Source organism: Actinokineospora xionganensis, from assembly GCF_014323725.1.
GTDB lineage: Bacteria > Actinomycetota > Actinomycetes > Mycobacteriales > Pseudonocardiaceae > Actinokineospora > Actinokineospora xionganensis.
This window is the reverse complement of record NZ_JABVED010000004.1, coordinates 126,005-139,203: the sequence shown is the minus strand read 5'-3', so window position 1 is coordinate 139,203 and position 13,199 is coordinate 126,005. Positions and strand designations below refer to the sequence as shown.

Annotated in this window: 6 protein-coding genes; 4 read left to right on the top strand and 2 right to left on the bottom strand. The window is 73.7% G+C overall.

Features of this window, described 5'->3' with window-relative positions; genetic code table 11:
* Positions 1 to 3: 3 nt before the first annotated feature.
* Positions 4 to 210, bottom strand: coding sequence for a DUF5988 family protein (locus GPZ80_RS09365; RefSeq protein ID WP_187219899.1), 207 nt, complete (start codon positions 208 to 210; stop codon positions 4 to 6).
* A gap of 198 nt (positions 211 to 408) precedes the next feature.
* On the opposite strand from GPZ80_RS09365, the gene GPZ80_RS32565 reads away from it, so the two are divergent.
* From GPZ80_RS32565 to GPZ80_RS09355, 3 genes are read left to right on the top strand one after another with little or no spacing between them, the layout of a single operon-like run.
* Positions 409 to 669, top strand: coding sequence for a phosphopantetheine-binding protein (locus GPZ80_RS32565; protein ID WP_187219898.1), 261 nt, complete (start codon positions 409 to 411; stop codon positions 667 to 669).
* Positions 650 to 2,113 carry an acyl-CoA ligase (AMP-forming), exosortase A system-associated gene (locus GPZ80_RS32065; RefSeq protein WP_222719102.1) on the top strand — a complete coding sequence of 488 codons (1,464 nt, stop codon included), beginning with the start codon at positions 650 to 652 and terminating at the stop codon, positions 2,111 to 2,113. Before GPZ80_RS32565 ends, GPZ80_RS32065 begins: the two co-directional genes overlap by 20 nt.
* On the top strand, positions 2,110 to 3,312 hold the full coding sequence (locus GPZ80_RS09355; protein WP_312880222.1) for a pyridoxal-dependent decarboxylase, exosortase A system-associated: 1,203 nt from the start codon (positions 2,110 to 2,112) through the stop codon (positions 3,310 to 3,312). Before GPZ80_RS32065 ends, GPZ80_RS09355 begins: the two co-directional genes overlap by 4 nt.
* On the opposite strand, the gene GPZ80_RS09350 is transcribed toward GPZ80_RS09355, so the two are convergent.
* The gene (locus tag GPZ80_RS09350; protein WP_187219896.1) at positions 3,313 to 4,650 is read right to left on the bottom strand and encodes a condensation domain-containing protein; all 1,338 of its coding nucleotides are present in this window, start codon (positions 4,648 to 4,650) and stop codon (positions 3,313 to 3,315) included.
* A gap of 238 nt (positions 4,651 to 4,888) precedes the next feature.
* On the opposite strand from GPZ80_RS09350, the gene GPZ80_RS09345 reads away from it, so the two are divergent.
* Entirely contained in the window at positions 4,889 to 13,183 is an 8,295-nt protein-coding gene (locus tag GPZ80_RS09345; protein WP_187219895.1) for a type I polyketide synthase, read from the top strand.
* The last annotated feature ends 16 nt before the right edge of the window (positions 13,184 to 13,199 follow it).

Genomic DNA, 13,199 nt, shown 5'->3' with positions numbered 1-13,199 from the left:
CGACTACTCCGCGATCTTGGTTCGGTGGCACCACTCGAAGACCGGCAACGGCGTGCCGTGCCGCTCGCTGGACCGACCCGCGTACCGGAAGTGCTCGTAGCCGCAGCCGCGGGTGACCTTGACCGTCTCGGTCAGCGCCGGGATCTCGCGGACATCGTTCTCGCTGAGGTCGGCGGGTCCCCCGACCAACAGCACGCGAATCTGCTCCATGGCGTCTCGTCTCCTCGGGTCGGGGACCACTGCACAGACGATCGTCACCCGCGTGGCTGGAGCCGACAATGTGTTCGCCGTTGGCAGCTTCTGGCCGGTGATTAACAGCCGACGAGTCACGTTGACACAGCCGGGCGGTTACCGGAATCTGACGTCCGACGTTTTCGCTACGGTACGAAGTGGCTACGAGGTGGCGCAGTGGCGACAATCCCCGATGAATTCCAGAACCTCCTCCGGCCGCATCTGCCTTTCGCCGATTCCGGCGCGCTCGACGCGGGCGACGAACTCGCGGGACTGGGTCTCGATTCGATGAGCCTGGTCGCGCTGCTTTCCGACATCGAGGACCGCTACGACGTCGAGCTGCCCGACGAGATCGTCGACGAGGCCACCTTCGCCACCGTCGGATCGCTGTGGTCGGCGCTGTCGCCGCTGGTGGGCCATGCCGACCCGACTCGATGACCTGCCCGGCCGCGCGGCGCCCGACAGGCCGGCGCTGACCTTCGGGGACCGCACCGTCACCTACGCCGAACTCGCCGCCGAGGTGCGCGCGGCCGGGGCGCGACTGCGCGACCTCGGTCTGCGCCGGGGCGAGCGGGTGGCGGTGTACCTGGAGAAACGGATCGAGACGGTGGTCGCCCTGTTCGCCGTGTCCGCCGCGGGTGGGGTGGTGGTGCCGGTCAACCCGGTGGCGACACCGCCCCAGGTGCGCCACATCCTGGCCGACTGCGCCGCCGCGCTGGTGGTCACCTCGGCGCCGCGCCTGCGGGCGTTGGGGCCCGACCTCCCGGCCCGGGTGGTGCCGATCGACGAACTGTGTCCGTCGGCGGTCCGCCCGGCCGACGACACGGCACCGGTGGTCGCCGAGAGCGATGTCGCCGCCATCTTCTACACCTCGGGCAGCACGGGTGGGCCCAAGGGGGTGATGGTGTCGCACCGCAACCTGCTCACCGGCGCCCGCAGCGTGGCGGGCTACCTCGGCCACACCGTGGACGACGTGGTCCTGTCGGTGCTGCCGCTGAGCTTCGACGCCGGGTTCAGCCAGCTCACCACGGGATTCCTGGCGGGCGCGCACGTCGTGTTGATCAACTACCTCACCCCCGGTGAGGTGGTTCGCGCGTGTGTGCGCCACGGCGTGACGGCGCTGACCTGCGTGCCTCCGCTGTGGCGGCAACTCGCCGCGCGGCCGTGGCCCGCCACCCGGCTGCGGTACTGGGCCAGCACCGGCGGGCCGATGCCCGCGGCCACGCTCGCCCGCCTGCGCGAGATCTTCCCGGCCGCGGCCCCGTACCTGATGTACGGCCTCACCGAGGCGTTCCGCTCCACCTACCTGGACCCGGCGGAGATCGACCGCAGGCCCGGGTCGATCGGCAAGGCGATCCCCGACGCGGAAGTCGTGGTCGTGCGCCCGGACGGATCGCAGTGCGCTCCGGGCGAGCCCGGCGAACTGGTCCACCGCGGGCCACTGGTGGCGCTGGGCTACTGGAACGACCCGGAGCGCACGGCCGCGCGGTTCCGCCCCTTCCCGCCCGGCACGGGCGAGATCGCGGCTTGGTCCGGCGACCTGGTCCGGCGCGACGAGGATGGTTTCCTCTACTTCGTCGGCCGGACCGACGAGATGATCAAGACCTCCGGCTACCGGGTGAGCCCGACCGAGATCGAGGACGCTGCCTACGCCACCGGGCTGGTGGGCGAGGCGGTGGCGTTCGGCGTCGCGGACGAGGACCTGGGCCAGCGGATCGTCCTGGCCGTGAGCGGATGTCGCTCCGAACCGCTGGTGACCGCGCTGCGCCGTGGCCTGCCCGGGTATCTGGTGCCGCGGCAGGTGCTCGAACTCGCGGAGCTGCCGCGGTCGGCGAACGGCAAGTTCGATCGCGTGGAGCTACGCCGGATGGTGTCGGCGTGACCGCGTTCGGCCGCCGCGGCGGGCAGCTCGCGGTGGGCGGGATCGCGGTGGACAGGGTGGCGGCGCGGGTCGGGGGCACCCCGTTCTTCGCCTACGACCGGGCCATGGTGACCGCCCGGGTCGCGGCCGTGCGCGCCGCGCTGCCCGCCGAGATCGGGTTGAGCTACGCGGTGAAGGCGAACCCGATGCCTGCCCTGCTGCAGCACCTGAGCGCTCTGGTGGACGGGTTCGACGTGGCCTCCGGCCTGGAGTTGCGGCACGCGCTGGACACGCCGGTCTCGGCCGCGCGGGTGAGCTTCGCCGGGCCGGGCAAGTCCACCGCCGAGCTGAGCCAGGCCGTCGCCGCCGGGGTCACCGTCGAGGTGGAGTCCGAGAACGAGATCAGCCGGGTCCGCGCGGTCTCCGACGAGCTGGGCGTCGCGGCCCGGGTGGCCCTGCGGGTCAACCCCGATTTCGCCGTGCGTGGCGCCGGGATGCGGCTCGGCGGCGGCCCACAGCAGTTCGGCATCGACGCCGAGCGGGTGCCCGCCGTGCTGAAAACCTTGGGCGGCCTGGACTTCCAGGGCTTCCATGTGTTCGCCGGTTCGCAGAACCTGCACGCGGAAAGCATCTGCGAGGCGCAGCGTCGGACGGTGGAGCTGGTCCTCGGGTTCGCCGACGCGGCCCCCGGCCCGGTGCGCTACCTCAACCTCGGCGGCGGCTTCGGCATCCCGTACTCGGCGCGGGATCGCCCTCTCGACCTCGGCGTCATCGGCGAGAACCTGGCGAAACTCGTGGACGGCGTGATCCGCCCCGCGCTGCCGCGGGCGCGCGCGGTGATCGAGCTCGGCCGCTACCTGGTGGGCGAGGCGGGCGTCTACGTCACCCGCGTCGTGGACCGCAAGCGGTCACGGGGAAAGACCTTCCTGGTCGTCGACGGGGGACTGCACCACCAACTGGCCGCGTCGGGCAACCTCGGCCAGGTGATCCGGCGCAACTACCCGGTGGCGGTGGCCGAGCGGATGGACGAGCCCGCCGCGGAGACGGTGACCGTGGTCGGCTGCCTGTGCACCCCACTCGACCTGCTCGCCGCCGACGTCGACCTGCCCCGCGCTGAGATCGGCGACTTGATCGCGGTGTTCCAGGCGGGGGCCTACGGGCTCACCGCCAGCCCCACCGGCTTCCTCAGCCACCCCGTCCCGCCGGAAGTCCTTGTCTGATCAGGGATTCGGGCGATCGGGAAGGACCGGGAAGAGCGGTTGCGGCACCCCGGTCCCGACCGCGCTCAGGAGTTCCCTGACGGTGCTGTCCGGTTCGGTCGCCGCGCGGTGGGCGCCCAGGGCGACGGTGCGCAGGAGGTCGGTGAGCGCGGCGGCGGGGACGAGGTCGGGGTCGGTCCGGACCGCGAGGGCGGTGCGACCGTCGCGGACCGTGACGCGCACGTCGAAGGGTTGGCCGTACTGCCGGGGCGTGGGCGACCACTCCAGGACGGCGGGAGTCTCGTCGGCCGGGTCGCTCGCCACGCCGTCGAGCCGCAGGTAGTTGAACCAGCAGGGGAACAGCGTGCTGAACCCGCGCGCACCCGCCGGCGCGAGCGCGGTGACGCGGTCGATGTCGTAGCCCGCGTGCCGGTATGCCTTGGCGCAGGCCCAGTGCAGCCGGGTGACGTGCTCGCCGAGCGTCGCCCCCGGGTCCACCGCGGCCACCACCGGGATCAGCTGGTTCAGGGTGCCGACCGCCTTGCGGTGCTCCTCGCTGAACCGGTTGGACGACATCACGCTCAGCGCGATCCGGTCGGCTCCGGTGTGCTTGGACAGCCCGGCCGCGACCAGCGCCAGCAGGACCGCGGGCGGGGTCACGCCGAGCCGCTTCGCCGCGGCCGCCGCCGCCCCGCCGAGCCGGTGGGAGAACAGGGTGGCCTGGATCCGCCTGCTTTCCTCCCCCGCGGAAGGACACGGAAAGCGGGGGAGCGTCTCGTCGGCGAGCACCCGCCGCCAATACCGTTCCGCACCCGCCTGCCTGCTCCGTGCGAGCTCGGAACGCCGGCCGTGCGCGAGTTCCACCGGCGCCGGTCCCGGCTCCACCGGCTCGCCCGCCGCCAGGGCACGGAACCGGGCGGCGAGTTCCATGGTCGACCAGACGTCGAGGATCAGGTGGGAGAACGACAGGGACAGGAACATGGGAGCGCCGTCGGTGCTGACCAGGACGCCGCGCCAGCACAGGCCCCCGGTCATCGGGATCGCCTCGCCGAGCAGGTCGGTGGTGGTGCGGTCCGGGTCGCCGAAGTCGGTGACCGCGCGGTCGACCCGCTCGATCGGCGGGTCCACCCGGGCGTGGACCCGTTGCACCGGAACACCGTCGCGCAGGTGGTAGCTGGTGCGCAGGGCCTCGTGCCGCTCGACGAGCTCGCGCAGCGCGGTGTCCACCCGCTCGGCGGACCAGCCCCGCAGGTCCCAGGTCGCGGGCAGGTTCGCGTCGGCGAGCGACGCCGGTGGGCAGGACTCGATCTCGCGCAGGCTGTAGAGCTGGCCGTTGCTGAGCGGGGCCTCGATGAACACGCGGTCTCCCGGGGAATCGAATTGACGTCGGGACAGTAGGAACATTTCTCCCGCATCGTCAAGCCCACGCGCAGGCCTATTCTTCTGGGCATTTGTTGCCACCGGCCCCGACCTTCGTTTCGTTGACACGATCGGGTGACACGAAGATGCTTTACCCACGAAATGGCGACTATTACCGCGGGTATTTCTCCCGGTGGATTCCCCACCGAAAATCGGCCGAATACTTAGGTGGCGTTCGATGGTTGGTGATGTGCGCGAGGACCGTTCCCGTGCGACGGCGGAGCCGATCGCCGTCATCGGCATGTCCTGCAGGCTGCCGGGGGCGGGCGACCCCGACGCGTTCTGGCGGCTGCTGCGCGAGGGTGTCGACGCGGTGACCGAGGCGTCGGAGTCCCGGTGGCCCAGCCAGGCCGTGCCGGACTACCGCCGCGGCGGCTTCATCGAGGACGTCGACCGCTTCGACGCCGCCTTCTTCGGCATCTCCCCGAACGAGGCCGCTGCCATGGACCCCCAGCAGCGGCTGACCCTCGAACTCGCCTGGGAGGCCCTGGAGAACGCGCGGATCGTGCCCGCGGATCTCCGGGGGACCGCCGCGGGTGTGTTCGTCGGCGCCATCTCCAACGACTACGCCGCCCTGGCCGCCGAGGTGGGCAGGCACAGCTACACCGGCGCCCACCGGTCGGTCATCGCCAACCGCGTCTCCTACTTCCTGCGGCTGCGCGGTCCCAGCCTGACCCTCGACAGTGGACAGTCCGCATCGCTCGTCGCCGTGCAGCTGGCCTGCGAGAGCCTGGGGCGGGGCGAGACGGACCTGGCCATCGCCGGCGGGGTGAACCTCAACCTGCTCGCCGAGACGACCGCGGCGATCGGCCGGTTCGGCGCGCTGTCGCCGGACGGGCGCTGTCACACCTTCGACAGCCGGGCCAACGGTTACGTGCGCGGTGAGGGCGGCGGCCTCGTCGTCCTCAAGCCGCTGTCCGCGGCCGTGCGGGACGGCGACGTCGTGCACTGCGTGATCCTCGGCGGCGCGGTCAACAACGACGGCGGCGGCGAGTGGCTCACCTCGCCGAATCCGCGGGCGCAGACGGAAGTGATCGAACTCGCCTGCGCGCGGGCCGGGGTCCGTCCGGCCGAGCTGCGCTACGTCGAGCTGCACGGCACCGGAACCCCGGTGGGCGACCCGATCGAGGCCGCCGCCCTCGGCGCCGCGCTCGGCGGCCCTGGGCCCGAGCCACTGCTTGTCGGCTCGGTGAAGACCAACATCGGCCACCTGGAGGGCGCGGCCGGGATCGCGGGCCTGCTCAAGGCCGCGCTGAGCGTCAAGCACGCCGAAGTGCCGCCCAGCCTGCACTTTCAGACGCCGAATCCGCGGATCCCGTTGGCGGAACTGGGCCTTCGCGTCGCCGACGTCACCACCGCCCTGCCCGCCCGACCGCTGGTCGGGGTCAGCTCGTTCGGCATGGGCGGCACCAACTGCCACCTCGTCCTCGGCGCGGCGCCCGCCGAGCCCGCGCGCCAACCCGTCGTCGTCGCGGACGACGCCTGGGTGCTCTCGGCGCGCACCGCGGACGCGCTGCGAGCGCAGGCCCGCCGATTACACGACCTGATCCACCCCGACGAAGTCGCGGCGGCCGAGGTCGCCATCGCCCTGGCGCGCGGCCGCGCCGCGTTCGAGCACCGGGCCGTCGTCATCGGCGACGACCGCGCCGCGAGCCTGGCCGCCCTCGCCGACGGCAGGCCCGACCCCTCGGTGGTCTGCGGCTCCGGCTCCGCCGAGCGGATCGCCTTCACCTTTCCCGGGCAGGGATCGCAGTGGCCGGAGATGGCCCGCGGCCTGCTCGGTGTCCCCGCCTTCGCCGACCGGATCGCCGAGTGCGCGGCGGCGGTCGACCCCTTCGTGGAGTACTCCCTGCTCGACGTGCTGCGCGGGGTCCCCGGAGGACCCGGGTTCGACCGGGTCGACGTCGTGCAGCCCGCGTTGTGGGCGGTCATGGTGTCGCTCGCCGAGGTGTGGCGGGCCAACGGCGTGATCCCTCGGGTCTTGATCGGCCACTCGCAGGGCGAGATCGCCGCCGCCACCGTCGCGGGCGCGCTGTCCGTCGAGGACGGTGCGCGAGTGGTCGCGTTGCGCGCCAAGGCGATCCGGGCCATCGCCGGTCGCGGGGGGATGCTGTCCGTCGCGGCGCCACTGGACGTGGTCGAGTCCCTGTCGGCGGGCCGCGCGGACGTCGCCGCGGTCAACGGGCCCCGCTCGGTGGTCGTCTCCGGTGAGAGTGCGGCGCTGGCCGCGCTGCGGGCCGAGTTCGACGCGGCCGGGTACCACGCGAAGATCGTCCCGGTCGACTACGCCTCGCACTCGGCCGCGGTCGAGGATGTCCGCGACGAGATCCGCTCTGCTCTCGCCCCGATCCGGCCGGTGTCCACCGACCCGCTGTTCATCTCCACTCTCACCGGTGAACCGATCGACACCGCGCGGCTCGACGCCGACTACTGGTACCAGAGCCTGCGGCGACCGGTCCGGTTCGCCGCGGCGGTCCAGCACGCGCTGCGGGCCGACACCGACCTGTTCGTCGAGTGCAGTCCGCACCCGGTGCTGGTCAACGCCGTCGAAGAGGCCATCGAGGAAGCCGAGCGGAGCGCGACCGCCGTCGGCACCCTGCGGCGCTCGGCGGGCGGACCGGAGCGGATGCGCCTGGCCTTGGCCGAAGCCCACGTCGCCGGCGCGCCGGTGGACTGGACCGGTCCGGTCGAGGTCGTCCGGTCGCAGCTGATCGACCTGCCCACCTATGCCTTCCGCCGGGACCGGCACTGGTCCGGCGGGCAGCGGACCCCAGCCGCCCCGGGCCTTCCCGAGCAGCGTGACCTGCGCGCACTGGTGCTCTCGTGCGCCGCGGCCGTGCTCGGGCACCCGGACACCGCAGCGATCCGTCCCACATGGACGTTCAAGGACCTCGGGATCGACTCCACCACGGCGGTCGAGCTGCGTGACCGCCTGCGCGCGGCCACCGGTCTGCCGCTGACCACCGGCCTGTTGTTCGACCACCCCACCCCGCAACGCCTCGTCGCACACCTGCGGGCGCTGACCAAGGGCGGCCCGCGCACGCCGGCCGCCGAGCCCGTCCGCGGCGCGGCCGAGGACCCGATCGTCATCGTCGCCATGGGCTGCCGCTACCCCGGTGGGGTGGCCACGCCGGAGGACCTGTGGCGGCTCGTCGACAGCGGGACCGACGCGATCACCGGGTTTCCCACCGACCGCGGCTGGGATCTCGCCTCACTGTTCGCCGACGACCCGGCGCGGTCGGGCGCCAGCCAGACCCGGCACGGCGGCTTCCTGCACGACGCCGACCGGTTCGACGCCGCGTTCTTCGGCATCAGCCCGCGCGAGGCGACCGCCATGGACCCGCAGCAGCGCCTGCTGCTGGAGGTCTGCTGGGAGACCGTCGAGCGCGCGGGCCTGGACCCGACGTCGCTCGACGGGACCGACACCGGTGTGTTCGTCGGCGCCATGGCCCCCGACTACGGCCCGCGCCTGCACCAGCCGGACGGGACGGCCGACGGGCACCTGCTCACCGGGACCGCGCTCAGCGTCGTCTCCGGCCGGATCGCCTACCACCTGGGCCTTCAGGGGCCCGCGCTCACCGTGGACACCGCGTGCTCGTCGTCGCTGGTGGCCATCCACCTCGCCGTCGCGGCGCTGCGCCGCGGCGAGTGCGCCCTGGCGCTGGCCGGTGGCGCGACCGTGATGTCCACCCCCGGCATGTTCGTCGAGTTCAGCCGACAGGGCGGGTTGGCCGCCGACGGCCGCTGCAAGGCGTTCGCCGAGTCGGCCGACGGCACGGCCTGGGCTGAGGGCGCGGGAATGCTGCTGCTGGAACGACGTTCCGACGCGCTGCGCAACGGGCACCCGGTGCTCGCCGTCGTCCGCGGCGCCGCGGTCAACCAGGACGGCCGGACGAACGGGCTGACCGCGCCCAACGGCCCGTCCCAGGAACGGGTGATCCGCCTGGCGCTGGCCGACGCGGGGCTGGAGCCGTCCGAAGTGGACGCTGTGGAGGCGCATGGCACCGGAACCCGGCTGGGCGACCCGATCGAGGCCGAGGCGCTGGTGGCGGCCTACGGCGGCGACCGGCCCGCCGAGCGCCCGCTCTGGCTGGGCTCGCTCAAGTCCAACATCGGCCACACCCAGGCCGCGGCCGGGGTCGGCGGCGTCATCAAGATGGTGCAGGCGCTGACCCATCGGAAGCTGCCCCGCACGCTGCACGCGGCCGAGCCGACCGGCCGGGTCGACTGGAGCGGCGAGTCCGTGCGGCTGCTCACCGAACCCGTCGACCTGCCAGGGGACCGGCCGCTGCGCGCCGGGGTGTCGAGTTTCGGCATCAGCGGCACCAACGCCCACATCGTCATCGAGCGCGCCCCCGAGGCAGCCGACGAGCCGGAGGCCCTGACCGGTCCGCTGGTGTGGGTCCTGTCCGCCCGCACCGAGGCGTCGCTGCGGGCGACAGCCGTGCGCCTGCGCGACCACGCCGAGCGTGCCGCGGATGCCGACCTGCCCGCGGTCGCCCGCGCGTTGGCCTGCCGCACGCGGTTCGACCACCGGGCCGTCGTCGTCGGCCGCGACCGGGAGCAGCTGTTGGCCGGTCTGGCCGCGCTCGCCGAGGGCGCCCCGCACTCGGCGCTCGTCACCGGTGTGGCCTGCTCCGACGTGCGGCCGGTGTTCGTCTTCCCCGGCCAGGGTTCGCAGTGGCCCGGGATGGCGGTCGACCTGCTGGAGAACAGCACGGTGTTCCGCGACGAGCTGGCCCGCTGCGCCAAGGCCTTGGAACCGCACACCGGGTGGTCTGTGGCGGACGTGCTGCGCGGGGCCGAGGACGCCCCGGCCCTCGAAGGCTCCGACGTGATCCAGCCCGTGCTGTTCGCGGTGATGGTGTCGCTCGCCGCAGTGTGGCGCTCGGCTGGTGTCGAACCCGCCGCCGTCATCGGGCACTCCCAGGGCGAGATCACCGCGGCGTGCGTCGCCGGCGTGCTCAGCCTCGACGACGCCGCCGAACTCGTGTCGCGGCGGGCGAAGGCGCTGATGTCGCTCACCGGGACCGGCGGCATGCTCGCCCTGTCCGTGTCGGCCGTCCGGGCCGCGGAACTCATCGCCCCCTGGGCGGACCGGCTCTGGTCGGCGATCCACAGTGGACCCGAGAGCACGGTGGTCGCCGGTGACCCGGACGCGCTCGCCGCGCTCGCCGCCGCCTGCGACGACTCCGTCCGCGCTCGCGCCGTGGCCATCGACTACGCCGCCCACACCCCGCACATCGAGGCCCTCCACGACGACCTGCTCGCCATCGCCCGGGACATGCTCCCGCGATCGACGGAGGTCGGGTTCTGCTCGTCGCTGGCGGGCGGCTTCCTCGACCCGGCCGAGCTGACCGCCGACTACTGGTACCGCGGTCTGCGCCACCCCGTGCTGTTCGAGCAGGCGATCCGGGCCTTCGACGGCTACGGCACCCCCTTGTTCATCGAGGCCAGCCCGCACCCGGTGCTGACCGGCCACGTCCGCGACACCCTCGACACCCGGGCGATCGGCTCGCTGCGGCGCGGCGACGGCGGCCTGGACCGCTTCCTCGCCGCGGTCGGCGAGGCGTTCGTCTTCGGCGCCGACGTCGACTGGACCGCCCTTCTCGGACGGCCCCGCGGGCCGGTCGCGCTGCCCGGCTACGCCTTCGACCGACGCCGGTTCTGGCTCGACCCCGCCGCCGCCGACACGACCGCCTCCCGGCACCCGCTGCTCGGCTCGGTGCTGCCGCTGGCCGCGGGCGACGGCAGGCTGATCACCGCGAAGCTGTCGTCCGGCACCACACCGTGGCTGGCCGACCACGCCGTGGACGGCACGGTTCTGTTGTCCGGCACCGCGTTCGTCGAGTTGGCGCTCGCCGCGGCCGACGCCGCGGGCTGCGACCGGATCGACGACCTGACCCTGGAAGCGCCGGTGGACCTCTCGGACCGCCGTGCGGTCCAACTGCAAGTGGTCGTCGGCGGCCCGGACGACGACGAGAGCCGGGAGGTCGCGGTGTACGCCCGGCCGGATGACGACTCCCCGTGGACCCGACACGCGAGCGGGACGCTGGGCGTCGCCGGGCCGCCGCCCGCAGACCGGCTCACCCTGTGGCCGCCCGCCGACGCGGTCGCGATCGATCTCGACTCGGCGTACGAGCGGCTGGCCGACCTCGGCTACGACTACGGCCCGGCGTTCCGAGGGCTCACCGGGGCCTGGCGCACCGACACCGATCTCTGCGTCGAAGTGCGGCTGCCGGACGGCGTGCGCACCGACGCGTCCGCGTTCGCGCTGCACCCGGCGCTGCTGGACGCGGCCCTGCACCCGCTGGTGCTCGACGCCCTCGCCGACGCCGACCCGGACACCCTGGTGTTCCCCTTCGCCTTCGCCGGCGTGCGGGTCGGCGCACTCGGCGCGGACTCGCTCCGCGTCCGCCTCCGGGCACTGTCCGCCGACCGCTTCGCTCTCACCGCGCACGACGGCACGGGCGAGTGGGTCGCGGGTGTCGACGAGCTGACCCTGCGCCGGGCGCCCCGGCGGCAGGCGGCGGCCCGGCCGGACGCGATCGTCCACACCGTCGACTGGACCGAACTCGCCCTGTCCGAAGTGGACCTGGTCGGGCAACGGCTCGCCGTGGTCGGCGACGGCGGCATGGCCGCGGACACCGCGACTCAGCTGGGCGCGGCGGGCGCGGAGGTCGCCCTCTATTACGACCTGCCGTCCCTGGCCGAGACGACCGCCGGCGACGTTCCCGGGATCGTCGTCGTGCCCTACCAGCCCGAGGTCTACGCCGACGACGTTCCGTTCGCGGTGCGCGAGGGGATGTACGGCGCGCTGGACGTCGTGCAGGGCTGGGTCGGCGACGAGCGGTTCGCCGGCAGCAGGCTGGTGTTCGTGACCGCCGACGCGGTGGCCGCCCAGGATCTGCGAGGTGTCGTCAGCGGCCCGCTGTGGGGCCTGGTGCGATCGGCGCAGACCGAACACCCAGGCCGGTTCGTCCTGGTCGACTTGGACCGCGACGGCGGCTTGACGGATCCCGGATGGGGTCTGGTCGCCGCGGCCATGGCGGCGGGCGAATCACAGATCGCTCTCCACGACGGCTCGATCCGGGTGCCACGCCTCATCCAGCGACCCGCCGTGTCGACGGAACCGCCTCCCGCCACCGAGCCCGCGCTCGCGGCGGGCACGGTGCTGGTGACCGGGGGAACCGGCGGGGTCGGCGCGCTCGCCGCGCGCAGGCTCGTCACCGGGCACGGGGTCCGGCACCTGCTGCTGGCCTCGCGCCGCGGCCCGGACGCGCCCGGCGCGGCCGCCCTGGTCGCCGACCTCACCGACCTCGGCGCGGACGTGACTGTCGTCGCCTGCGACGTCTCCGACCCCCGGGCGCTGAAGCGCCTGCTGGGCTCGGTGCCCGCCGACCGGCCGCTGACCGGCGTGCTGCACGCGGCGGGCGTCGTGGATGACGCCACCGTCGACGGGCTGTCGGCGTCCACAGTGGACACCGTGTTCGCGCCGAAGGTGGACGCCGCCTGGACGCTGCACGAGCTGACCCGCGACCGGCCGCTCGCGCTGTTCCTGCTGTTCTCCTCGGTGTCGGGCCTGATCGGTGGCGCGGGCCAGGGGAACTACGCCGCGGCCAACGTGTTCCTCGACGGCCTGGCGCGGCACCGCCGGTCCCTGGGACTGCCCGCCGTGTCGGTCGCTTGGGGACTGTGGGACCTGGCCACCGGCATGACCGGGGATCTCGGCGAAGCCGACCGGTCCAGGCTCGCTCGCGCGGGTATCGCCCCGCTGAGCACCGAGCAGGGCCTCGACCTCTTCGACGCGGTGATCGACGCGCCCGAGCCGGTCGCCGTGGCGGCCCGCTGGGACAAAGCCGGACTGCGGGCCCGGGCGGCGGCGGGCGACCTGCCGCCGGCGCTGCGGAGCCTGGTGCGCGCGCCGCGCCGGGTGGCCGTCGCGGCCACCCCGTCCGCCGCGACCGGGTCGGGCGGATTGGCGGCGGGCCTGGCCACGATGACCGAACCGGCCGCGCGCGCCGCGGTCGTGGACGCGGTGCGCGCCCACGTCGCCGCCGCGTTGGCGCTGCCGAGCGCGGACGCGGTCGAGGTGGACCGCACGTTCCGGGAGATGGGCTTCGACTCGCTCACCGCCGTGGAACTGCGCAACCGGCTCGACGGCGCCACCGGCCTGCGGCTGCCCGCGACCGTGGCCTTCGACCATCCGACGGTGGCCGGGCTCGCCGACTACCTGCACCGGACGCTCGCGCCCGCCGCTCCGTCCCCGGAGGACGCGTTGCGCGCGACGCTCGACGAGGTGCGCCGCACTCTGTCCGAAGAGGACGAAGGGGGCCGAACGAAGATCGTCGCCATCCTGCACAGCGCGCTCGCCCGGCTCGGCGCGGGCCACAACGGCGCCCCCGGCGTCCAGGAGAAGATCCACTCCGCTTCGGACGACGAGATCTTCGCTTTCATCGACACCCAGCTCTGATCCGCTTCCGTTCGGC